At 38.0% G+C, this 24,119-nt stretch carries 18 protein-coding genes; 15 read left to right on the top strand and 3 right to left on the bottom strand.

Translation table 11 applies throughout. From position 1 onward, the window contains the following. Positions 1-8: 8 nt before the first annotated feature. A complete protein-coding gene (gene dinB, locus MK482_RS02065) occupies positions 9-1,070 on the bottom strand; it encodes a DNA polymerase IV (RefSeq protein WP_261017482.1) in 1,062 nt (353 codons plus the stop codon). 343 nt (positions 1,071-1,413) lie between these two features. Here dinB and pflB point away from each other — a divergent pair, with 343 nt between their 5' ends. Then, positions 1,414-3,738: a formate C-acetyltransferase gene (pflB, locus tag MK482_RS02070; RefSeq protein ID WP_000260628.1), complete on the top strand. Its 2,325-nt coding sequence runs from the start codon at positions 1,414-1,416 to the stop codon at positions 3,736-3,738. Between the two features lie 355 nt (positions 3,739-4,093). Then, on the top strand, positions 4,094-6,199 hold the full coding sequence (locus MK482_RS02075; RefSeq protein WP_268717831.1) for an ATP-dependent Clp protease ATP-binding subunit: 2,106 nt from the start codon (positions 4,094-4,096) through the stop codon (positions 6,197-6,199). A gap of 61 nt (positions 6,200-6,260) precedes the next feature. Here MK482_RS02075 and MK482_RS02080 read toward each other — a convergent pair whose 3' ends face one another. Beyond that, positions 6,261-6,743 carry an S-ribosylhomocysteine lyase gene (locus tag MK482_RS02080; protein ID WP_000032547.1) on the bottom strand — a complete coding sequence of 161 codons (483 nt, stop codon included), beginning with the start codon at positions 6,741-6,743 and terminating at the stop codon, positions 6,261-6,263. Between the two features lie 94 nt (positions 6,744-6,837). Next, complete coding sequence (locus MK482_RS02085; RefSeq protein WP_125454949.1) at positions 6,838-8,322, bottom strand: DUF1846 domain-containing protein; 1,485 nt, start codon at positions 8,320-8,322, stop codon at positions 6,838-6,840. Positions 8,323-8,474: 152 nt separating this feature from the next. Here MK482_RS02085 and MK482_RS02090 point away from each other — a divergent pair, with 152 nt between their 5' ends. The 13 genes from MK482_RS02090 to MK482_RS02150 all read left to right on the top strand — a co-directional run bounded on the left by MK482_RS02090 (position 8,475) and on the right by MK482_RS02150 (position 24,117). Next, the gene (locus tag MK482_RS02090; RefSeq protein ID WP_268717832.1) at positions 8,475-10,085 is read left to right on the top strand and encodes a glycoside hydrolase family 13 protein; all 1,611 of its coding nucleotides are present in this window, start codon (positions 8,475-8,477) and stop codon (positions 10,083-10,085) included. Between the two features lie 169 nt (positions 10,086-10,254). Next, positions 10,255-12,222, top strand: coding sequence for a peptide ABC transporter substrate-binding protein (locus MK482_RS02095; protein ID WP_153219847.1), 1,968 nt, complete (start codon positions 10,255-10,257; stop codon positions 12,220-12,222). 146 nt (positions 12,223-12,368) lie between these two features. After that, on the top strand, positions 12,369-14,330 hold the full coding sequence (locus tag MK482_RS02100; protein ID WP_268717833.1) for a peptide ABC transporter substrate-binding protein: 1,962 nt from the start codon (positions 12,369-12,371) through the stop codon (positions 14,328-14,330). 176 nt (positions 14,331-14,506) lie between these two features. Further along, the gene (locus tag MK482_RS02105; protein ID WP_268717834.1) at positions 14,507-15,952 is read left to right on the top strand and encodes an LCP family protein; all 1,446 of its coding nucleotides are present in this window, start codon (positions 14,507-14,509) and stop codon (positions 15,950-15,952) included. Position 15,953: 1 nt separating this feature from the next. After that, positions 15,954-16,685: a capsular polysaccharide biosynthesis protein Cps4B gene (gene cps4B / locus MK482_RS02110; RefSeq protein WP_268717835.1), complete on the top strand. Its 732-nt coding sequence runs from the start codon at positions 15,954-15,956 to the stop codon at positions 16,683-16,685. An 8-nt stretch (positions 16,686-16,693) separates the two neighbouring features. Then, positions 16,694-17,386, top strand: coding sequence for a capsular polysaccharide biosynthesis protein CpsC (gene cpsC, locus MK482_RS02115; RefSeq protein ID WP_268717836.1), 693 nt, complete (start codon positions 16,694-16,696; stop codon positions 17,384-17,386). Between the two features lie 9 nt (positions 17,387-17,395). Further along, positions 17,396-18,079 carry a tyrosine-protein kinase gene (locus tag MK482_RS02120; RefSeq protein ID WP_268717837.1) on the top strand — a complete coding sequence of 228 codons (684 nt, stop codon included), beginning with the start codon at positions 17,396-17,398 and terminating at the stop codon, positions 18,077-18,079. A 22-nt stretch (positions 18,080-18,101) separates the two neighbouring features. Further along, positions 18,102-19,469 (top strand): sugar transferase, encoded by a 1,368-nt coding sequence (locus MK482_RS02125; RefSeq protein ID WP_268717838.1) that lies wholly within the window; start codon positions 18,102-18,104, stop codon positions 19,467-19,469. A gap of 4 nt (positions 19,470-19,473) precedes the next feature. Beyond that, positions 19,474-20,259 carry a LicD family protein gene (locus tag MK482_RS02130; RefSeq protein WP_326845870.1) on the top strand — a complete coding sequence of 262 codons (786 nt, stop codon included), beginning with the start codon at positions 19,474-19,476 and terminating at the stop codon, positions 20,257-20,259. Between the two features lie 19 nt (positions 20,260-20,278). Then, positions 20,279-21,001: a WecB/TagA/CpsF family glycosyltransferase gene (locus MK482_RS02135; protein ID WP_237447111.1), complete on the top strand. Its 723-nt coding sequence runs from the start codon at positions 20,279-20,281 to the stop codon at positions 20,999-21,001. Further along, positions 20,976-22,061, top strand: coding sequence for a glycosyltransferase family 4 protein (locus MK482_RS02140; RefSeq protein ID WP_125446899.1), 1,086 nt, complete (start codon positions 20,976-20,978; stop codon positions 22,059-22,061). The genes MK482_RS02135 and MK482_RS02140 overlap by 26 nt, the downstream gene beginning before the upstream one ends. Then, positions 22,058-23,152, top strand: coding sequence for a non-hydrolyzing UDP-N-acetylglucosamine 2-epimerase (gene wecB / locus MK482_RS02145; protein WP_268717840.1), 1,095 nt, complete (start codon positions 22,058-22,060; stop codon positions 23,150-23,152). The genes MK482_RS02140 and wecB overlap by 4 nt, the downstream gene beginning before the upstream one ends. Continuing rightward, positions 23,152-24,117: a glycosyltransferase family 2 protein gene (locus tag MK482_RS02150; RefSeq protein ID WP_268717841.1), complete on the top strand. Its 966-nt coding sequence runs from the start codon at positions 23,152-23,154 to the stop codon at positions 24,115-24,117. Before wecB ends, MK482_RS02150 begins: the two co-directional genes overlap by 1 nt. Positions 24,118-24,119 lie beyond the last annotated feature (2 nt).

Raw genomic sequence — 24,119 nt, forward strand, 5'->3', positions numbered from 1 at the left:
TCAAGGTTTTAAAATCCAGTCAGGGTAATCCCCAACAGGCGGACACCTCTTTCTTTTTCGCTTAATTCTTCATAGAGTTGCAGAGCTATTTGGCTTATCTGGCTAGCATCCTGTGTTTTTTGAGCAAGACTTTTTCGTTTAGTAAGAGTTGAAAAGTCCTCGTAGCGGATTTTTAAAATGACAATTTTTCCAGATTTTTCTTGCTGACTGAGATTGAGAGCGACTCTTTCCGATAGAAGAGCTAGCTCTTTTTTGATGTCTTCCTCAGCATGTAGAATTTTCCCATAGGTTTTCTCTTTCCCGATTGATTTACGGATGCGATTGGATTTGACGGGGGAATTGTGAATACCACGAGCCTTTCGATAAAGGTCATAGCCCAGTCTTCCAAAGCGGTCTATTAGGGTCACTTCAGGAACTTCAAGTAGATCAGCGCCGGTAAAAACACCCATTTGATGAAGTCTTTCCACTGTCTTTTTTCCTACTCCATGAAACTTGGAAATATCCATTTGTTTTAGAAAGTCCTCAGCCTGGTCAGGTAGAATTACTGTCAGACCATGTGGTTTTTGATAATCGCTAGCCATTTTAGCTAAGAATTTGTTGTAAGAAACGCCTGCGGAAGCAGTTAGATGGAGTTCTTGCCAGATATCCTCTTGAATGAGACGAGCGATTTTGACCGCTGACTTGATACCAAGTTTATTTTCTGTTACATCCAAATAGGCTTCGTCAATGCTCATGGGTTCAATCAAATCTGTATAGCGCTTAAAAATAGCTCGAATCTGGAGTCCCACAGATTTGTATTTCTCATAATTTCCTGAGATGAAGATTGCCTGGGGACAACGCTCATAGGCTTCCTTAGAGCTCATGGCTGAATGGACACCAAAAGCTCGCGCCTCATAGCTACAAGTGGAAACTACACCACGCCCACCTGTTTGCCGAGGGTCACTGCCGATAATGACAGGTTTTCCTCTGAGTTTAGGATTATCCCTGATTTCCACTGCAGCAAAAAAGGCATCCATATCAATATGGATGATTTTTCTTGACAAATCATTTAATAAGGGAAAAATCAACATGCTTATCACCTTTTTATACTCTTCGAAAATTTCTTCAAACCACGTTAGCTTCGCCTTACCGTACTCAAGTACTGTCTGTGGCTAGCTTCCTAGTTTGCTTTTTGATTTTCATTGAGTATTACTGTTTATTTTCCTTCATTATACCCTTTTTTCTGAAAAAAAGAAAAAAGGACTTTATTTTTTTCAAAAATATAATACAGTTCAGGGGAAAATATAGACTGTTTTAGAAAAGAAAGTGTAAAAATAGGGATTTTTCACTTGTTGAAATCGGTTACTGTGTGGTATACTTGTCTCATGAATGTAACAGATGGTTGTTACTAGAAAGAAAAAAGAGGACATTAACATGGTTGTTAAGACAGTTGTTGAAGCACAAGATATTTTTGACAAAGCTTGGGAAGGCTTCAAAGGCGTAGATTGGAAAGAAAAAGCAAGTGTATCACGCTTCGTACAAGCTAACTACACACCTTATGATGGAGACGAAAGCTTCCTTGCAGGACCAACAGAACGTTCACTTCACATCAAAAAAATTGTAGAAGAAACTAAAGCACACTACGAAGAAACTCGTTTCCCAATGGACACCCGTCCAACATCTATCGCTGATATCCCAGCAGGATTTATCGATAAAGAAAACGAAGTTATCTTCGGTATCCAAAACGATGAACTTTTCAAATTGAACTTCATGCCAAAAGGTGGTATCCGTATGGCTGAAACTACTTTGAAAGAAAATGGATACGAACCAGACCCAGCTGTTCACGAAATCTTCACTAAATACGTAACAACAGTTAACGACGGTATCTTCCGTGCTTACACTTCAAACATTCGTCGCGCTCGTCACGCTCACACTGTAACTGGTCTTCCAGATGCATACTCACGCGGACGTATCATCGGTGTTTACGCACGTCTTGCTCTTTACGGTGCAGACTACTTGATGCAAGAAAAAGTAAACGACTGGAATGCAATCGAAGAAATCGATGAAGAAACAATCCGTCTTCGTGAAGAAATCAATCTTCAATACCAAGCATTGCAACAAGTTGTTCGCTTGGGTGACCTTTACGGAGTTGATGTTCGCAAACCAGCTATGAACGTTAAAGAAGCTATCCAATGGGTTAACATCGCCTTCATGGCTGTCTGCCGTGTTATCAACGGTGCTGCTACATCTCTAGGACGTGTGCCAATCGTATTGGATATCTTTGCAGAACGTGACCTTGCTCGTGGTACATTTACTGAATCAGAAATCCAAGAATTCGTTGATGATTTCGTTATGAAACTTCGTACAGTTAAATTTGCTCGTACAAAAGCTTACGACCAATTGTACTCAGGTGACCCAACTTTCATCACAACTTCTATGGCTGGTATGGGTAACGATGGTCGTCACCGTGTTACTAAGATGGACTACCGTTTCTTGAACACTCTTGACAACATCGGTAACTCTCCAGAACCAAACTTGACAGTTCTTTGGACTGATAAATTGCCATACAACTTCCGTCGCTACTGTATGCACATGAGCCACAAACACTCTTCTATCCAATACGAAGGTGTTACAACGATGGCTAAAGACGGGTATGGTGAAATGAGCTGTATCTCATGCTGTGTGTCTCCACTTGATCCAGAAAATGAAGAACAACGCCACAACATCCAGTACTTCGGTGCTCGTGTAAACGTATTGAAAGCCCTTCTTACTGGTTTGAACGGTGGTTACGACGATGTTCACAAAGACTACAAAGTATTTGACATCGAACCAATCCGTGACGAAGTTCTTGAATTCGAATCAGTTAAAGCTAACTTTGAAAAATCTCTTGACTGGTTGACTGACACTTACGTAGATGCTTTGAACATCATCCACTACATGACTGATAAGTACAACTACGAAGCTGTTCAAATGGCCTTCTTGCCAACTAAACAACGTGCGAACATGGGATTCGGTATCTGTGGATTTGCCAACACTGTTGATACATTGTCAGCTATCAAATACGCTACGGTTAAACCAATCCGTGACGAAAATGGTTATATCTACGATTACGAAACAATCGGTGAATACCCACGTTGGGGTGAAGACGACCCACGTTCAAACGAATTGGCAGAATGGTTGATCGAAGCTTACACAACTCGTCTACGTAGCCACAAACTTTACAAAGACGCAGAAGCTACTGTATCACTTTTGACAATCACATCTAACGTTGCTTACTCTAAACAAACTGGTAATTCACCAGTCCACAAAGGTGTATACCTCAACGAAGATGGTTCTGTGAACTTGTCTAAACTTGAATTCTTCTCACCAGGTGCTAACCCATCTAACAAAGCTAAAGGTGGATGGTTGCAAAACTTGAACTCACTTTCTAGCCTTGACTTTAGTTATGCAGCTGATGGTATCTCATTGACTACACAAGTATCACCTCGCGCTCTTGGTAAGACTCGTGACGAACAAGTTGATAACTTGGTAACAATCCTTGATGGTTACTTCGAAAACGGTGGACAACACGTTAACTTGAACGTTATGGACTTGAACGATGTTTACGAAAAGATCATGTCAGGTGAAGACGTTATCGTACGTATCTCTGGATACTGTGTAAACACTAAATACCTCACTCCAGAACAAAAAACTGAATTGACACAACGTGTCTTCCACGAAGTTCTTTCAATGGATGATGCCTTGGATGCGTTGAGTTAAGATTATATAAAATAATACAAAGAAGGACTAGTTAAAAGCTAGTTCTTCTTTTTGTAAAATTTATTGGTCAATTAAAGTCAAATCTCTTGACCTTTTCTGACTAATGTAGTATATTATGAACGTAGGGTAAATGAAAGCCTTACTAGAACGCTTATTTAAAGTGAAATAGAAAGAGGTGGGTCTATGTTTAATCTCGAAATCTTCAGAAGTAAAGATAGTCTACTCCTGCTTGAAAAAGACAAACCAGAAATAGTACGTAGAGTTGTTAGTTAGCTAGTCTAAATTTTTTAAAACAAAGGTCAAAGATAGTCAATATCAGTAATAATAACGAAGAAAACAAAAAGAGGTAAAGAATATGAACAACAACTTTAATAATTTTAACAATATGGATGATTTATTTAACCAATTGATGGGTGGTATGCGAGGATATAGTTCTGAAAATCGCCGCTACTTGATTAATGGTCGTGAAGTGACACCTGAGGAATTCGCTCACTATCGCGCAACTGGTCAATTGCCAGGAAATGCAGAAACTGATGGACAAATGCAACAACAGACTTCAGGTATGAAACAAGATGGTGTCCTTGCCAAACTAGGTCGTAACTTGACAGCGGAAGCTCGTGAGGGTAAGTTGGATCCTGTTATCGGACGAAACAAGGAAATTCAAGAAACATCTGAAATTCTATCACGCCGTACCAAGAACAATCCTGTACTTGTCGGAGATGCAGGCGTTGGTAAGACAGCCGTTGTCGAAGGCCTAGCACAAGCCATTGTGAATGGCGATGTTCCAGCTGCCATTAAGAACAAGGAAATTATCTCTATTGATATCTCAGGTCTTGAGGCTGGTACTCAATACCGTGGTAGCTTTGAAGAAAATGTCCAAAACCTAGTCAATGAAGTGAAAGAAGCAGGGAATATTATCCTCTTCTTTGATGAAATTCATCAAATTCTTGGTGCTGGTAGCACTGGTGGAGATAGTGGTTCTAAAGGGCTTGCGGATATTCTCAAGCCAGCTCTCTCTCGTGGTGAGTTGACAGTGATTGGGGCAACAACTCAAGACGAATACCGTAACACCATCTTGAAGAATGCTGCTCTTGCTCGTCGTTTCAACGAAGTCAAGGTCAATGCTCCTTCAGCGGAAGATACTTTTAAAATCCTTCAAGGAATTCGTGATCTCTATCAACAACACCACAATGTCATCTTGCCAGACGAGGTCTTGAAAGCAGCAGTGGATTATTCTGTTCAATACATTCCTCAACGTAGCTTGCCAGATAAGGCTATTGACCTTGTCGATGTAACGGCTGCTCACCTGGCAGCTCAACATCCAGTAACAGATGTTCATGCTGTTGAACGTGAAATTGAAGCGGAAAAAGACAAGCAAGAAAAAGCGGTTGAGGCAGAAGATTTTGAAGCTGCTCTAAACTATAAAACACGTATCGCAGAATTGGAAAAGAAAATCGAAAACCACACAGAAGATATGAAAGTGACTGCAAGTGTCAACGATGTGGCTGAATCTGTAGAACGAATGACAGGTATCCCGGTTTCACAAATGGGAGCATCAGACATCGAACGTCTGAAAGATATGGCTCATCGTCTGCAAGATAAGGTAATCGGTCAAGATAAGGCAGTTGAAGCTGTAGCTCGTGCTATCCGTCGTAACCGTGCCGGTTTTGATGAAGGTAATCGCCCAATCGGTAGCTTCCTCTTTGTAGGTCCAACTGGGGTTGGTAAGACAGAACTTGCTAAGCAATTGGCACTTGATATGTTTGGAACCAAGGATGCGATCATCCGTTTGGATATGTCTGAATACAGTGACCGCACAGCCGTTTCTAAGCTAATTGGTACAACAGCAGGCTATGTGGGTTATGATGACAATAGCAATACCTTAACGGAACGTGTCCGTCGCAATCCATACTCTATCATTCTCTTGGATGAAATTGAAAAGGCTGATTCTCAAGTCATTACCCTTCTCCTCCAAGTTCTAGATGATGGTCGTTTGACAGATGGTCAAGGAAATACAGTAAACTTCAAGAACACTGTCATTATTGCGACCTCAAATGCTGGATTTGGCTATGAAGTCAACTTGACAGAAGATGCGGATAAACCAGAATTGATGGATCGTTTGAAACCTTTCTTCCGTCCAGAATTTCTTAACCGCTTTAATGCAGTTATCGAGTTCTCACACTTGACTAAGGAAGATCTTTCTAAGATTGTGGACTTGATGTTGGCCGAAGTTAACCAAACCTTGGCTAAGAAAGACATTGACTTGGTAGTCAGTCAAGCGGCTAAAGACTATATCACAGAAGAAGGTTATGATGAAGTCATGGGTGTTCGTCCACTCCGTCGTGTAGTTGAACAAGAAATTCGTGATAAGGTAACAGACTTCCACTTGGATCATTTGGATGCTAAACATCTGGAAGCAGATATGGAAGACGGTGTTTTAGTCATTCGTGAAAAAGCCTAAGACAGAATTTTGAGAATAAAAAAGAAGGAACCGGCTGAAAAAACTGGTTCCTTTTTTATGTTTAAATCACATGACGCTCAAAGGCATCATCTGAAATTCCTTGTTCTAGGATGAGTTTTGCCCATTCTTTAGCAGAGAAGAGGCTGTGATCCTTGTAGTTTCCGCAAGATTCGATGGTTGTTCCAGGGACATCTTCCCAAGTAGTAGTCTCAGCGATTTCTTTGAGCGAATCCTTGATAACAGCCGCGATTTCAGCACTGGTGTGACGTCCCCACATAATCATGTGGAAGCCTGTACGGCACCCAAATGGTGAACAGTCAATCATACCGTCAATGCGGGTACGGATGAGTTTTGCTAAGAGGTGCTCGATAGTGTGAAGGCCAGCAGTAGGGATAGAGTCTTCATTGGGTTGCACTAAACGAATATCATAATTGGAGATGATATCTCCCTTTGGCCCTGTTTCTTCCCCAATCAAGCGAACATAGGGTGCTTTAACAATGGTGTGGTCAAGTTCAAAACTTTCAACAATAACTTCTTTTGACATGGTAAATCCTTTCAGTTTTCTTCTTTCATTATAACACAAAGCTGGCTCCTGAGACAGAGAGAAAACCTCTCCGAGAGTGGAGAGGTTGAAATCTTTATTTACGATACAAGCGGTCGTATTGGTAGTAAGGGTCAAAGGTTACATTGATACCCAATTTGCGAAGGACATTCTTGTCTTCATCGGTTAAGATGATGGTTGAGTGAGCTTCGCTTCCTTTGAGGTTGCCAAGTTCTTCCATAGCACGAGCAGCATCAGGATTTTCTGTAGCTGTGATAGCAAGTGCAATCAGGATTTCATTTGAATGCAGGCGTGGATTGCGGCTACCGAGATGATCGATTTTAAGACCTTGGATTGGCTTAACAACTTCAGGTTCGATTAATTTTACTTCTTTAGCAATGTCAGCTGATTTCTTGATGGCGTTGATCAAGGCAGCGGCTGTAGGACCAAAGAGTTCTGAGTTCTTACCTGTGACGATTTCCCCAGTTGGCAATTCAAGAGCTAGAGCTGGTCCGCCAGTTTCTTCAGCTTTTTGACGGGCAACGACAGCAACCTTGCGGTCTGCAGGTGTGATACCAAGGTCGTTCATGAGTAACTCGATTTTCTTGACAGCAGCTTCACCAACTTTTTCGGCTTTGAAATCAAGAACAGTTTGATAGTAACGGCGGATGATTTCTTGTTTAGAAGCTTCGACAGCAGCTTCATCATCTGTAATAGCGAAACCAACCATGTTGACACCCATATCTGTCGGAGAAGCGTATGGAGATTTACCAAGGATACGTTCTAACATGCGCTTAAGCACTGGGAAAATCTCAATATCACGGTTGTAGTTGACAGTGGTCTCTCCATAGGTTTGAAGATGGAAAGGGTCAATCATGTTGACATCATCAAGGTCAGCTGTGGCAGCCTCGTAAGCCAAATTGACTGGATGATGAAGGGGAAGATTCCAAACTGGGAAGGTTTCAAATTTAGCGTAACCAGACTTGATACCATTGATTTGATCGTGGTACATATTGGACATACACGTTGCTAATTTTCCAGAACCAGGTCCAGGAGCTGTTACGACGATCAAGTTGCGACTAGTTTTGATGTAGTCATTTTTTCCCATGCCTTCTGGAGAAATGATGTGATCCATATCCGTCGGATATCCTTTGATTGGATAGTGAAGATAAGAATCAATTCCGTTTTTCTCAAGTTGGTTGCGGAAGGCATCTGCAGCTGGTTGACCAGCGTACTGTGTGATGACTACCGAGCCAACAAAAATCCCTAATTCATTGAATTTATCAATCAAACGAAGAACTTCTTGGTCATAAGAAATGCCCAAGTCACCACGTGCTTTGGAATGTTCGATGTTGCTAGCGTTAATGGCAATCACAACCTCGACTTGCTCTTTTAATTCTTGCAAGAGCTTGATTTTGTTGTCAGGCTCATAACCAGGAAGAACACGAGCAGCGTGGAAATCTTCTAACATTTTGCCACCAAACTCCAAGTAGAGCTTGCCGTCAAATTGGTTAATGCGCTCCAAAATGTGGTCGCGCTGTAGATTCAAATATTGTTCAGAACTAAAAGCTTGTTTTTTCATTTTTTTACCTCTGACCTCTATTATAATAAAAAATTGGAAGTTAGGAAACTATGGAGTTAAAAAAGGAATCAAAAAGATTAGGCAAACGCTTGCACAAAATTCTGAAAAGCGCTATCATAGACTATAGATTATTAAAATAATGAGGTAAGAAGATGCAAGAAAAATGGTGGCACAATGCCGTAGTCTATCAAGTTTATCCTAAGAGCTTTATGGATAGCAACGGAGATGGAATTGGCGATTTGCCAGGTATTACCAGTAAGTTAGACTATCTAGCTAAGTTAGGAATCACAGCGATTTGGCTTTCTCCAGTTTATGACAGTCCTATGGATGATAATGGCTATGATATCGCTGATTATCAAGCGATTGCGGCTATTTTCGGAACTATGGAGGATATGGATCAACTGATCGCGGAAGCTAAGAAGCGTGATATTCGTATCATCATGGACTTGGTGGTTAATCATACCTCAGATGAACATGCTTGGTTTGTCGATGCCTGTGAAAATCCTGATAGCCCTGAGCGAGACTACTATATCTGGCGGGATGAACCTAACGATTTAGATTCTATCTTTAGTGGTTCTGCTTGGGAATATGATGAAAAGTCGGGTCAGTACTATCTCCACTTTTTCAGTAAGAAACAGCCGGATCTCAACTGGGAAAATGAAAAACTTCGTCAGAAAATTTATGAGATGATGAACTTCTGGATTGATAAAGGCATTGGTGGTTTCCGTATGGATGTCATTGACATGATTGGGAAAGTTCCTGACGAGAAGGTGGTTAATAATGGTCCCATGCTCCATCCTTATCTCAAGGAGATGAACAGAGCCACTTTTGGCGACAAAGATCTCTTGACAGTAGGGGAGACTTGGGGAGCAACGCCAGAAATCGCTAAACTTTACTCTGATCCAAAGGGCCAAGAATTGTCTATGGTCTTCCAGTTTGAACACATCTGTCTTCAATATCAGGAAGGGCAACCTAAATGGCATTATCAAAAAGAGCTGAATATCGCTAAGTTGAAAGAAATCTTTAACAAATGGCAGACAGAGTTAGGAGTTGAGGACGGCTGGAATTCGCTTTTTTGGAACAATCATGACCTCCCTCGTATTGTCTCTATCTGGGGGAATGACCAAGAATATCGCGAAAAATCTGCCAAAGCCTTTGCTATCTTACTTCATCTCATGAGAGGGACTCCTTATATCTACCAAGGTGAGGAAATTGGGATGACCAACTATCCGTTTGAAACACTGGATCAAGTAGAAGATATTGAATCCCTCAACTATGCGCGTGAGGCTCTTGAAAAAGGCGTTCTGATGGAAGAAATCATGGACAGTATCCGTGTCATTGGACGTGACAATGCCCGTACCCCTATGCAATGGGACGAGAGCAAAAATGCTGGTTTCTCAACAGGTCAACCTTGGTTGGCAGTGAATCCAAACTATCAATCAATCAACGTTCAAGAAGTACTGGCAAATCAAGATTCTATTTTTTATACTTATCAGAAGTTGGTCCAAATTCGTAAGGAGAATAGCTGGCTGATTCAAGCTGACTTTGAACTCTTGGAAACAACTGACAAGGTCTTCGCCTATATCCGTAAAGATGGGGGCCGTCGTTTCCTAGTTGTGGCTAACTTGTCCAATGAAGAGCAAGACTTGACCGTAGAAGGAAACGTCAAATCTGTTTTGATTGAAAACACCACGGTTCAAGGAGTTTTTGAAAAACAAATCTTGGCTCCATGGGATGCTTTCTGTGTGGAATTGACTGACTAAAAAGTGAGGACCTCAAGCTTATAGAGTTTGAGGTTTTTTTGATAAAAGTTTTTCAGAGAATTTTTTTAAAAATATTTGTTAGAATTTTCTAAAAAATCTCTCAAAAGCTCTTGCATTTATAGAAAAATAGGTTATAATGGTGAAAAACCTATCTTAAAGGAGATTGCCTATGAAATCGAAAAAGTGGCTCTTAGGAGCGGGAGTGACCTTGAGTGCGGCCTTTCTTTTGGCAGCTTGTGGTAAAAGCGAAAAGAATGCGGACGCTCCTAAAACATTTTCTTATGTCTACGCTATGGATCCATCATCTTTGGACTACAGCGTGACGAGCAAGAGCTCAACTTCTGACGTTATAGCCAACGTTGTCGATGGCCTTTTGGAAAATGATAAGTATGGAAACTTAATTCCATCACTTGCAGAAGACTGGTCCGTTTCTAAAGATGGTTTGACTTATACCTACAAACTTCGTAAGGGTGTAAAATGGTATACATCTGAAGGAGAAGAGTATGCTGAAGTTAAGGCCCAGGACTTTGTTACAGGTTTGAAACATGCAGCTGATGGTAAATCAGACGGTCTCTCTCTCCTTCAAGATTCTATTAAAGGATTGGCCGCCTATATCAGTGGTGAAAGTAACGACTTTTCTACTGTAGGTGTAAAAGCTGTTGATGATTACACGGTTGAATATACGCTTAACAAACCAGAAAGTTTCTGGAATTCTAAAGTCACAACTGCAACTATGCTTCCAGTTAATGAAGAATTTCTGAATTCTAAAGGAAAAGACTACGGAACTCCTACTCCGTCAAGTATTCTTTATAATGGTCCTTATCTATTGAAATCATTGACGTCAAAATCTGCTATCGAATATGAAAAAAATCCAAACTACTGGGATAAGGACAATGTTAAGATTGACAGCATTAAACTAACCTTCTATGATGGATCAGACCAAGAATCCTTGATTCGTAGCTTTACACAAGGTGCCTATACAACAGCTCGTCTCTTCCCAACAAGCTCAAACTTTGAGTCAACTAAGAAAGAATACGGAGATAAGATTGTCTACAGTCCACAAGAAGCGACAAGCTACTATCTCACTGTTAACGTAAATCGCCAGTCTTACAATAAAACGGCTAAAACGGACGAAACTCAAAAAACTTCAACAAAAGAAGCTCTTCTCAACAAAAACTTCCGTCAGGCATTGAACTTTGCCCTTGATCGTCACTCTTATACGGCTCAGTTGAACGGGGAAGAAGGTGCGGACAAGATTATTCGTAATAGCCTAGTGCCTCATGATTATGTCCAAGTTGGTGAAAAGACCTTTGGTGAACTGGCTCAAGAGCAGTTGGTTTCTTATGGGGAACAGTGGAAAGATGTAGCTTTGACAGATGGTAAGGATACGATTTATAATCCAGAAAAAGCCAAGGCTGCCTTTGCAAAAGCAAAGACAGAATTGCAAGCAAAGGGTGTGACCTTCCCGATTCGTTTGGATATTCCGGTTGAACAAACAGATGTGATTGCTGTCCAGCAAACTAACTCACTTAAGCAATCTATCGAATCAACACTTGGTACTGATAATGTCATTATCGATGTCCTTCAAATGACTGATAATGAAAAAATGAGCATCACGTCTCAAGCTAAGGTTCCAGCACAAAAAGACTATGACTTGAATGGAACTGGTTGGGGTCCAGACTATCAAGACCCAGCTACCTACCTAAACATTCTCGATGCTAAGAAGGGGTCTGCTCTTAAACACTTGGGGATCACTCGCGGAAAAGATCCAGAAGTGATGGCTCAAGTTGGACTGGACGAATACAAGAAACTCTTGGACGATGCCGCAGCTGAAACAAGTGACCTCAATAAGCGTTATGAGAAATACGCTAAAGCTCAAGCTTGGGTATCGGATAGTTCACTTTTAATCCCAGTTGCCTCTTCAGGTGGTTCTCCGACTGTTAGTCGAACTGTACCATTCACAAAAGCATACTCTCAAGTCGGAATTAAGGGAGATCCATTTGTATTCAAAGGTTTAGAGTTGCAAAAGGATGTTGTGACGACAAAAGAATATGAAGAAGCTCTCAAGAAATGGCAGAAAGAAAAAATCGAAACAAATGCCAAATACCAAAAAGAGCTTGAAAAACACATTAAATAGTTTATAACAAGACAAGGAAGTTGCAGAGAATCTGTGCTTCCTTTTTTGGTTATGGGATGTTAGTCGCTTAGAAACTAGTAACTTTACATTTTTGGATAAATTTGATAAAATATGGCTATGTTATAAAAAGTGACATAAAGGAGTGGGTGATGACAATGAAAAAAAGACTTATCGGAACTGGTCTTGTCCTAGCTACAGGGATTTTACTCTCAGCTTGTGGGCAATCTAACACAGATACAAAGACGTATTCGTCAACTTTTAGTGGAAATCCAACAACTTTTAATTATCTTTTAGATTATTATGCAGATAATACATCTATAATTACTAATCTTGTGGATGGTTTGCTAGAAAATGATAGCTATGGTAATCTGACACCAGCTCTAGCGGAGGATTGGACTGTTTCGGCAGATGGTTTGACTTATACCTATAAACTCAGAAAAGATGCCAAGTGGTATACAGCTGATGGAGAAGAATATGCTCCAGTAAAAGCACAGGACTTTGTTACTGGAATCAAATATGCTTCGGATAACAAGGGGCAAGCCATGGATCTCATTCAAAATTCTATCAAGGGATTGAATGACTATGTGACTGGTGTGACAAATGATTTCTCTACTGTTGGTGTCAAAGCTTTGGATGACTACACAGTTGAGTACACTTTGACAAGACCAGAGCCTTATTGGAATTCTAAGACAACTAACAGTATTCTTTTTCCAGTAAATGAAGAGTTTTTGAAGTCAAAGGAAAAAGAATTTGGTACCTTGACGCCAAGTAGTATTCTTTACAACGGACCTTACTTGTTAAAAGATTTCACATCAAAATCTTCGATCGAGTATGTGAAGAATCCACACTATTATGATCATGATAAAGTAACCATTGAAAAAGTTAAACTGGCTTATTTTGATGGTTCTGATCAAGAGATGACTATTCGAAATTTTGAAAGTGGTGCCTATTCTCTGGCAGGAGTTTATCCAAACAGCTCTAACTATGCCAAGATAAAAGAAAAATATCAAGACAATATTGTTTATAGCTTACAAGACAAGACATCTTGGTACTTTAACTTTAATGTTAACCGAAAAGCTTATAACCATACAGCTAAAACAACAGATGAACAAAAGAAATCAACTCAAAAAGCGATTTTAAATAAAAATTTCCGTCAAGCGATTAACTTTGCTATCGATCGCACGGCCTATTCTGCTCAATCTAACGGGCAAGAAGCAGCAAGCAAGACACTTCGTAATACTCTTGTTCCCCCTACATTTGTGCAGGTGAGGGATAAGAGCTTCGGAGAAGTGGTTTCTTCTAAACTTGTTCAGTATGGAACAGAATGGTCAGGCATTAACTTGGCGGATGCCCAAGACGGATACTTCAACAAGGAAAAGGCCCAAGCAAAATTTGCGGAAGCTAAAAAGGAATTGGAATCAAAAGGGGTGACCTTCCCTATTCATATTGATGTTCCTGTTGATCAAACCAATAAAAACGCGGTTTCTGGTATGAATTCGGTTAAACAGACCTTGGAGACTGTATTTGGGGATGACAATATTGTGGTTGATGTTCAACAATTATCTACGGATGATTTCAGCAATGTTGCATTTCTTGCTCCGAATCCAGCGTCTCGTGATTACGATTTAAACTTTGATGGTTGGGTGGGTGATTACCAAGATCCGTCAACTTATCTTGATCCATTTAATGCAGAAGATGGTTTCTATCTCAAGATTTTTGGTTTGGATGCTAAGGAAGATCAAGAACTGATTAAGAGTTTAGGTCTCGATACCTATACGAAACTTTTAAAAGAGGCAGATGCGGAAAACAAAGATGTTGCTAAGCGTTATGAAAAATATGCTGAAGCACAAGCTTGGATGATTGATAATTCACTAATCATGTCTACGATGTCAAGTGGTGGTACAGCCTCTGTCACCAAAGTAACTCCATTTACACGTGCTTACTCTCTAGTGGGCATCAAAGGTGATGGAAATAACTACAAGTACATGAAACTTCAAAAAGACCCTGTTACCAAGAAACAATTTGATGAAGCTAAGGCTAAGTGGGAAGAAGAAAGTAAGAAGGCTATTGAAAAAAGCCAAAAAGAATTTGAAACTCATATCAAATAAAAATAAGAACAAGGATACTTTGATATCAGTATCCTTGTTTTTTGTATAAGAGGCTAATTTTCAAGTGGTTTTAGTAAAGAAAAAGCGATGAAAACGCTGATAAAAAAAGGAATAAATGGAAATTATTTCATGATTGTGATATAATAATTCTGATAATTAACATATAGGGGAAAACTATGAATAAACGTTCAAAAAGAGCCCGTTCGGGGAAAGTTAAGCGTAGTGTTAATATAGCCTTATTAACCATTTATGTATTATTGAGTGGTTTTTTGCTGTTTTTGATTTTTAGACATAATATATTGGCGTTTAGATACCTGAATGTTATAACGGTAACCGTAGTGATTTTGGTCGCTTTAGCGAGTCTGCTTTTGATAATCTATAGAAAAGCAGAAAAGTTTACGATTTTCTTTTTAACACTAGCTATTTTAGTGAGTTCCGTTTCTTTCTTTGCACTGCAACAATTTGTCGACTTTACTAGTCATATCAATTCTACGTCAAATTACTCAGAGTACTCAATGAGTGTTGTTGTTCTGAAAGACAGTGACGTTCAGAATATCACGCAACTAGATAGTGTTACAGGACCAACTGATACAGATAATGATAATATTCAAAAACTGATAGCTGATATCAAAACTAGTCAGAGCAAAGAATTGACAGTTGAACAAAGCACTTCATACCTTGCAGCTTATAAGAGTTTGATATCAGGTGAAACAAAGGCGATTGTCTTAAATAGCGTCTTTGAAAATATTATAGAATCTGAATACCCTGATTATGCATCAAAAATTAGGAAAATCTACACTAAAAATATCACCAAGGAAGTAGCTGCTCCTAAAGTTTCTAAGAACCAATCCTTTAATGTCTATGTGAGTGGTATTGACACTTACGGGCCAATTAGTTCGGTTTCTCGTTCAGATGTCAACATCATTATGACAGTGAATCGTGAAACCAAAAAGATTCTATTAACAACAACACCTCGTGATTCCTATGTTCCAATTGCTGATGGTGGCAACAACCAAAAAGATAAGTTGACCCATGCAGGTATTTATGGAGTAGACTCCTCTATTCATACTTTGGAAAATCTTTATGGAGTTGATATTAACTACTATGTTCGTCTGAACTTCACTTCGTTCTTGAAATTGATTGACCTTTTAGGTGGTGTAGATGTGTACAATGATCAGGAATTTACATCTCGTCACGGGAAGTTCCATTTCCCAGTAGGAAATGTTCATTTAGATTCTGAACAAGCTCTTGGTTTTGTTCGTGAACGCTACTCTTTAGCTGATGGGGATCGTGACCGTGGTCGTAATCAACAAAAGGTGATTGTCGCAATCATTCAGAAATTAACTTCTACCGAAGCATTGAAAAATTATAGTGATATTCTTCAAGGTTTGCAAGATTCCCTTCAAACAAATATGCCTATCGAAACGATGATAGATTTGGTTAATACTCAATTGGAGAGTGGTGGTAGTTATAAAGTTAACTCTCAAGACCTCAAAGGTACAGGTCAAATGGGACTTCCTTCTTATGCTATGCCAGATAGTAACCTCTATATGATGGAAATCGATGATAGTAGTTTAGCAGCTGCTAAAAGTGCGATACAAGATGTGATGGAGGGAAGATGATATGATTGATATCCACTCTCACATTGTCTTTGATGTAGATGACGGCCCAAAGACTATAGAAGATAGTAAAGCCCTTTTAAGAGAAGCTTATAATCAAGGGGTTCGGATGATTGTTTCGACTTCCCATCGTCGAAAAGGGATGTTTGAGACTCCAGAAGAAAAAATAGCGACGAATTTTTTAAAGGTTCGTGAGATTGCTAAAGAAGTGGCAGATGATCTTGTCATTGCTTATGGAGCAGAGATATACTATACTCCAGATGTTCTAGAAAAACTTGAAAACAAGCGCATTCCTACTCTTAATGATAGTCGTTATGCTTTGATTGAATTTAGTATGAATACACCCTATCGGGATATTCATAAAGGGTTAAGCAATGTTTTGATGCTAGGGATTACCCCGGTGATTGCTCATATTGAACGTTATGATGCATTGGAAAATAATGAAAAACGTGTTCGGGAACTGATTGATATGGGGTGCTATACACAAATAAATAGTTCTCATGTTCTAAAACCTAAGCTCTTTGGTGAAACTTATAAATTTATGAAAAAGAGAGCTCAGTATTTTTTGGAGAGAGACTTAGTTCATATCATTGCAAGTGATATGCATAACTTAGATAGTAGACCTCCCTATATGGAGGATGCTTATCAGATTATTTCTAAAAAGTATGGTAGAGATAAGGCGGAAGAACTATTTGTAGAGAACCCTAGGAAAATTATAATGGATCAAATAATTTAGGAGAAAATATGAAAGAACAAAATACTATGGAAATCGATGTATTTCACCTGCTTAAAATTCTTTGGAAACGAAAAATTCTAATTGCATTGGTAGCAATTGTAGCTGGAGCCTTAGCTTTTGCCTATAGTGCGTTTATCGTTAAACCGGAGTTCACTAGTACTACACGGATTTATGTAGTCAACCGTAATCAGGGGGATAAGCCTGGTTTGACAAACCAAGACTTGCAAGCTGGATCATACTTGGTTAAGGACTACCGTGAAATTATTTTGTCTCAAGATGTTTTGGAAAAGGTTACGTCTAATTTAAAATTAGATCTATCGCCAAAAGATTTGGCTAATAAAGTCAGGGTAACCGTACCAGTTGATACCCGTATCGTTTCTATTTCAGTTAATGATAGAGTCCCTGAGGAAGCTAGTCGTATTGCTAACTCATTGAGAGAAGTAGCCGCTGAAAAGATTATCAGTATCACACGAGTTTCTGATGTCACAACACTTGAAGAAGCTCGTCCCGCTACAGCACCATCTTCTCCAAATATTCGTAGAAATACTATTATTGGACTACTTGGAGGAACAGTATTTATGGTTATCGCTGTTCTTATTGTTGAACTGGTTGATACACGAGTGAAGCGTCCAGAGGATATTGAAGATGTTATGCAAATCGCATTGTTGGGAGTTGTTCCAAATTTGGATAAATTGAAATAGGAGAGAGATATGCCGACATTAGAAATAGCACAGAAAAAATTAGATCTGGCCAAAAAAGCGGAAGAATACTATAATGCCTTGCGTACAAATATACAATTGAGTGGAAATAATTTACAAGTGATTTCTATTACCTCTGTAAAACCGGGTGAAGGAAAGTCAACGACTTCTACAAATATTGCTTGGGCATTCGCGCGTGCAGGCTATAAGACCTTGTTAGTAGATGCTGATATTCGGAATTCTGTCATGTCAGGTGTCTTCAAATCACGTGAAAAAATTACTGGATTGACAGAGTTTTTATCTGGAACAACAGATTTATCTCATGGCTTATGTGATACCAATGTTGAAAATCTATTTGTGGTTCAAGCTGGGTCTATCTCACCCAACCCAACTGCTTTATTGCAAAGTGAGAACTTCAGTACTATGATTGATACACTTCGCAAATATTTTGATTATATTATTGTTGATACAGCGCCTATTGGCATCGTTATCGATGCAGTTATTATCACACAAAAATGTGATGCATCTGTTTTAGTTACTGCAGCAGGAGAGGCTAACAGAAAAGATGTTCAGAAGGCTAAAGATCAATTGGAACAAACGAATAAACCATTCTTAGGAGTTGTATTAAATAAATTCAATACTTCAGCTGAAAAATATGGTTCTTACGGTGAGTATGGTTCTTACGGTAAAAAATAAGGGATAGACTAAGGAAGTAGTTATGGAAGAGAAGGGGATAAAAATATCTCTGGCAGTAATCCAGAGTTTTATAGTAGTGTTACTGGGGTATTCTCTTAGTTTTGTTAAAGAGACAGATATTCTTTCAACAACAATGATTGTCCTATATATTCTCCACTACATCGTATTTTATTTTAGCGATTACGGTCAAGATTTTTTTAGACGAGGAAATTTGATTGAATTTGTTCACTTGACAAAATATATCATTTTCTTTGCTTTGGCAATTAGTCTTTCTAATTTCTTTTTAGAAGAACGCTTTAGCATCTCGAGACGAGGCATGGTGTATTTCTTAACCTTACACTCGATTCTAATGTATCTAGTCAATATTTGTATCAAGTATTATTCGAAACGAATATTTCCTAATTTGAAATGGAGTAAAAAACTATTCTTGATTACAGCAACATCTAGAGTTGAGAAAGTGATGGATAAATTACTTGATGCTGGTGATTTCTTTGGAGAACTGGTGGCAGTTAGTGTATTAGATAAACCTAATTTCCAACATGATACTATTACAGTCGTACCAGTCGAAGATATTTTAAATTTTGCAACTCACGAAGTTGTGGACGAGGTGTTTATCAATCTTCCTAGTGAAGAATATGATATTGGTGAATTTATTTCTCGTTTTGAAACGATGGGAATTGATGTAACAGTTAATCTAAATGCTTTTGACCATAATCTAGGGCGTGACAAGAAAATCCGTGGGATGGCTGGTCTAAATGTCATTACTTTTTCGACGAAATTTTATAAAAATAGTCATGTCATTGCTAAGCGTGTCATAGATATTATTGGTTCTATTTTTGGTTTAATGATTTGTGGCTTAGTCAGTATAGTTCTAGTACCAGCTATTAGAAAAGATGGTGGACCTGCTATTTTTGCCCAGACTCGTATTGGAAAAAACGGCCGACATTTTACTTTTTATAAATTTAGATCAATGTGTATTGATGCTGAGGATAAAAAGAGAGAATTGTTGGAGAAAAATACTATGCAGGGTGGTATGTTTAAGATGGATAATGATCCTCGCATCACAAACATTGGGCGCTTTATCCGTAAAACTAGCTTGGATGAACTCCCTCAATTTTGGAATGTTTTGAAAGGGGATATGAGTCTAGTTGGAACAAGACCGCCAACAGTTGATGAATATGAGACATACACACCTGAACAAAAACGTCGATTGAGTTTTAAACCAGGTATCACTGGACTTTGGCAAGTTAGTGGTAGAAGTGAGATTAAGAATTTTGATGAAGTTGTTAAATTAGATGTAGCTTATATAGACGATTGGACAATTTGGAAAGATATTGAAATTCTACTAAAAACAGTTAAAGTTGTATTTATGAGGGATGGAGCGAAGTAAAATTATGAATAAAGTGAGGGAAATTCAACTAGGAGAATTATCTTTATTGAAAAGTTATATTGCTATTTGTAGTAAACATGATTTAAGATATTATGCTTTGGGAGGAACATTGCTAGGAGCAATTCGTCATAAAGGATTTATTCCTTGGGATGATGATATGGATTTAGGGATGCCTCGAAAAGATTATGAAAAATTTTTATCTATTTGTAAAAAGGAACTTCCAGAACATGTTATCTTGAGGCTTCACGATGATAATTTAGGGAATACCTCTATTATGGATACATCTTTACAAATTCCATTTGGAGATGAACTATGTAGTCCATTCATAGATATTTTCCCTCTGGATGGTTATCCAGATGATCGTTTCCATTATTTTATTCATACAAACAAAATTAAATTCTATCGTGCACTTTCTAAAATTTCTGTAATCGATCGTCTACATGACAGAGATAGGGGAAGTTTTGAAAATGCAATTGTGAGTATATCAAAAGTTTTAAAATTAAATAAACTTCTAAAGACAGCCACTATTAACAACAAATTACAAAATCTAATTAAACAATATGATTTTGAAACTAGTTCAATAGTAGGTAATGTATTAGGTTCCTACAGAGAACGTGAACTTGCTAGAAAAGAAGTATTCGGTGAACCACAATTATTAGAGTTTGAGAACTTGGAAATCAGTTGCCATGCAAACCCAGATGAATATTTAACAAAAATATACGGTGATTACATGAAGTTACCCGAAGAAGCAGAACGTAAGGGTCATTTCGAGTCTACATGGGGAGATTAATTTGAATAGTTTTGATTTAATGGGGGTCAGGATTGACCCTTTAACAATGGATGAAACAGTACAGGCGGTTGAGAATTTTGTCATTGAACAACGCCCTCTTCATTTAATGGGCGTAAACGCTGATAAGATTAACCAATGTCAATCAGATGAAGTCATTAAAAAGATAGTTAATGATTCTGAAATCATCAATGCAGATGGTGCATCAGTCGTTCTAGCCTCTCGATTTTTGGGCTACCAAGTTCCAGAACGAGTTGCTGGAATTGATTTAATGCAAAGATTATTAAAATTAGCCGATGAGAAATCTTATTCAGTGTATTTCTTTGGTGCTAAAGAAGAAGTTTTGCAAGATATGTTACAAAATTTCAAAGAAGAGTATCCAAATCTACGAGTTGTTGGACATCGTAATGGTTATTTTTCTGAGGAAGATGAGCAAGATATTCAGGAAGATATTCGTGAAAAGAATCCCGACTTTGTATTTGTTGGAATTACTTCACCTAAAAAAGAATACATCATCCAAAAATTTATGGATAATGGAGTGAATTCTATTTTTATGGGTGTAGGTGGTAGCTTTGACGTACTGTCTGGTCACATTCAACGTGCTCCACTTTGGATGCAAAAATCAAACTTGGAGTGGTTATTCCGAGTTGCTAATGAACCAAAGCGTCTCTTTAAACGATACTTTGTAGGGAATGTTACCTTTATTAAGCGAGTTTTAGATGAGAAACGAAAAACGAAAAAATAATATTTTACATATTTCACGAACGATGGATATTGGTGGTGCTGAGAGAATCGTGTATCAGTTGAGTTCTGATTTGCAAGATGAATTTGATAGTGTACATGTTGCTTCTACAGGAGGCCTTTGGGAACCAAAATTAGATGCCCAAGGAATTATCCATCATAAAATTCACGATATAGACAGCAAAAATCCTCTTACTGTTTTGAAGTTGCTTCTTACTATTTATCAAATTATTAAGACAAATAAGATTACTCTGGTTCATACGCATCATCGTATGGCAGCTTTTTATATTCGTTTATTAAAACTGATAAATCCCAAGCTAGTCCATGTTTACACTGCTCATAATGTCTTTAAAGATAAGTTGCCTTTATATAGATTTTCACTGAAAAATGCCTATAGTATTGCAGTTGGTCAAGCAGTTAATAAAAATTTGAAAGATGATGTGGGAGTGACAGACAGCACTGTTATCTATAACGGAGTGATCTTGAAACAGTCAGATAGACAAGTTGATGAGATTATGAAGTTTGATGGAATCAAGCTAGGCTGTATTGCAAGATTATCTAAACAAAAAGGTTTGACTTATCTGCTTGATGCGATTTCTTTGATTTCAGATGAAAAACTTCGTTTATTTATCGTTGGGGATGGAGAGCTTAGAGCCGAACTAGAAAACAAGGTTAAAGAACTAAATCTGGAAGATAAAGTATCTTTTTTAGGATATCGCAAGGATATAGTAGAATGTATCAATAGTTTTGATTTTTGTGTTTTGCCTTCAGTATTTGAAGGATTTGGCCTAGTTGCCATTGAGGCATTTATGAATAGCAAAACCTTAGTTGCCACGGATATACCGGGATTAAACGAAGTTGTTACAAATGAAAATGGGATCTTGGTTCCTGCTAAAGATGCTAGGGCCTTAGCTTCTGCTATTGAGAGTCTGGCGACTGACTCAACTCTTAGAACTAGGTTAGCTCATCAAGCTAAAAAAGATTATGAAGAGAAGTTTAGTTATCCTTTATTTTTAGAGAATTATCGTAAATTTTATCAAAAACTAATGGGGGATTCGAAATGAAAAAAGTAATGTTAGTTTTTGGGACGCGTCCAGAAGCAATAAAAATGTGTCCCTTAGTGAATGAACTGAAGAAAAATGATTCAATTAAAACACTTGTGTGTGTAACTGGTCAACATAAAGAAATGTTAGAGCAAGTTCTAGATGTCTTTAAAGTTGTTCCTGATTATGACTTAGGAATTATGAAAGCAAATCAAACACTATTTACAATCACGACAAGTATTTTAGATAAAATTCAAGCAGTTTTAGAGCAGGAAAAACCAGATATTGTTCTTGTTCACGGGGATACTACAACCACTTTTGCGACAGCTTTAGCTGCATTTTACATGGGAATTAAAGTTGGACATGTAGAGGCAGGATTGAGAACTTATAATCTTCAAAGCCCATTTCCTGAAGAATTCAATCGTCAGACTACTTCAATTATTGCGGATTTCAATTTTGCTCCAACCGAAGTGGCTAAAGAGAATCTTCTAAAAGAGGGAAGAGAGAATATCTATGTTACTGGGAATACTGTCATCGACGCTTTGAAGACAACTGTTCAAGATCATTATGATCATCCTATTTTAGAGTGGGCTAAGGACAGTAAACTAATCATGCTAACAGCCCATAGACGTGAAAATCTTGGCCAACCCATGGAAAATATGTTTAATGCAGTTAATCGTATCCTAAATGAGTTTGAAGATGTTAAAGTCGTATATCCTATTCATAAGAATCCCAAGGTTCGTGAGCTAGCAAGTAAAGTGTTTGGTAACAATGAACGGATGCAAATCATTGAACCTCTAGAAGTCATTGATTTCCATAATTTTATGAATCAAAGCTACATGATATTAACAGATTCTGGTGGTGTACAAGAAGAAGCACCTTCTTTAGGAAAACCAGTATTGGTAATGCGTGATACAACAGAACGTCCAGAGGGGATTGCTGCAGGAACCTTGAAATTAGTAGGAACAGAAGAAGAAAATATTTATACTAATTTCAAATTGCTTCTAGAAGATGAAACAGAGTACAGCAAGATGAGTAAAGCAAGTAATCCATATGGAGATGGAAAAGCTTGTGAGCGTATTGTTGATATCATTTTGGAAGGATTATCATAATGGATCAGATTTCTATTGTTGTACCAGTGTACAATGTCGAGAACTGTTTGAGTTATTGTGTAGAAAGTCTAAGACAACAAACATATAAAAATATTGAAATTATCCTAGTAGATGATGGTTCAACGGATAGTTCTGGAGAAATTTGTGACCAATATGCTCGAGAAGATGACAGGATAAAAGTTCTGCACATTGAAAATGGGGGACTATCTAATGCCCGCAATACTGGAGTCAAAGAATCTTCAACAGATTGGATTGTTTTCATTGATTCAGATGACTATTATGACCATAGAGCCATTGAATATTTAGTAGAACTCAGAGATAAGTATAGAGTTGATCTTGTAGCTACTCCTGTGATTGAAGTTAGAAACTATACAAATAGTGATTTCCTAGGAGATTTCAGAGATAAATATTCTGGAAAATTAGATCGCCAAACAGCTTTAAAACAAATGTTTTATGGAAATTATGTTGGGACACATTCAGGTGGTAAACTATATAAGAAAGAAATCTTATTAAGGTTTCCATATCCTAATGGAATGATATATGAAGATTTAGCTATTGCCTATGAACATATTGCTTCCTGTGAAAATATTGCTGTTAGTGATCTAAACCTTTATAAATACTATCGAAGACCAGGAAGTATTGTAAATTCTAAGTATAGTAATCGTCTCTTAGATTTTTACAAGGCAATGGAATGGAATAGAAGTTATGTTGAACGAGACTATTCAGGTGATAGGGATATGAGAAGAGCTTTGAATGTTCGCTATGTTTTTAATGGTCTGCATATTGTACATGCTATGCTTAGTTCAGATATGTATGCTGAAGTTAATAAAATTAGAAAAGAATACATTCAATATTTCAAAGATGTTGTTCCTAATTCAAATGTTACAAGGAAAAATAAATTGAAATATATATTGCTTCTCGTATCGGCAAAATTGTATAAAAAAGTCAGAGGGAAAATGGGTTAGAT

The organism is Streptococcus mitis, assembly GCF_026782865.1.
Lineage (GTDB): Bacteria > Bacillota > Bacilli > Lactobacillales > Streptococcaceae > Streptococcus > Streptococcus mitis_CG.

Excerpts from the sequence above, each read along its gene's own strand:
- dinB (WP_261017482.1), bottom strand. The coding sequence starts at position 1,070 with ATGTTGATTTTTCCCTTATTAAATGATTTGTCAAGAAAAATCATCCAT.
- pflB (WP_000260628.1), top strand. The coding sequence starts at position 1,414 with ATGGTTGTTAAGACAGTTGTTGAAGCACAAGATATTTTTGACAAAGCT.
- MK482_RS02075 (WP_268717831.1), top strand. The coding sequence starts at position 4,094 with ATGAACAACAACTTTAATAATTTTAACAATATGGATGATTTATTTAAC.
- MK482_RS02080 (WP_000032547.1), bottom strand. The coding sequence starts at position 6,743 with ATGTCAAAAGAAGTTATTGTTGAAAGTTTTGAACTTGACCACACCATT.
- MK482_RS02085 (WP_125454949.1), bottom strand. The coding sequence starts at position 8,322 with ATGAAAAAACAAGCTTTTAGTTCTGAACAATATTTGAATCTACAGCGC.
- MK482_RS02090 (WP_268717832.1), top strand. The coding sequence starts at position 8,475 with ATGCAAGAAAAATGGTGGCACAATGCCGTAGTCTATCAAGTTTATCCT.
- MK482_RS02095 (WP_153219847.1), top strand. The coding sequence starts at position 10,255 with ATGAAATCGAAAAAGTGGCTCTTAGGAGCGGGAGTGACCTTGAGTGCG.
- MK482_RS02105 (WP_268717834.1), top strand. The coding sequence starts at position 14,507 with ATGAATAAACGTTCAAAAAGAGCCCGTTCGGGGAAAGTTAAGCGTAGT.
- cps4B (WP_268717835.1), top strand. The coding sequence starts at position 15,954 with ATGATTGATATCCACTCTCACATTGTCTTTGATGTAGATGACGGCCCA.
- cpsC (WP_268717836.1), top strand. The coding sequence starts at position 16,694 with ATGAAAGAACAAAATACTATGGAAATCGATGTATTTCACCTGCTTAAA.
- MK482_RS02120 (WP_268717837.1), top strand. The coding sequence starts at position 17,396 with ATGCCGACATTAGAAATAGCACAGAAAAAATTAGATCTGGCCAAAAAA.
- MK482_RS02125 (WP_268717838.1), top strand. The coding sequence starts at position 18,102 with ATGGAAGAGAAGGGGATAAAAATATCTCTGGCAGTAATCCAGAGTTTT.
- MK482_RS02130 (WP_326845870.1), top strand. The coding sequence starts at position 19,474 with ATGAATAAAGTGAGGGAAATTCAACTAGGAGAATTATCTTTATTGAAA.
- MK482_RS02135 (WP_237447111.1), top strand. The coding sequence starts at position 20,279 with ATGGGGGTCAGGATTGACCCTTTAACAATGGATGAAACAGTACAGGCG.
- MK482_RS02140 (WP_125446899.1), top strand. The coding sequence starts at position 20,976 with ATGAGAAACGAAAAACGAAAAAATAATATTTTACATATTTCACGAACG.
- wecB (WP_268717840.1), top strand. The coding sequence starts at position 22,058 with ATGAAAAAAGTAATGTTAGTTTTTGGGACGCGTCCAGAAGCAATAAAA.
- MK482_RS02150 (WP_268717841.1), top strand. The coding sequence starts at position 23,152 with ATGGATCAGATTTCTATTGTTGTACCAGTGTACAATGTCGAGAACTGT.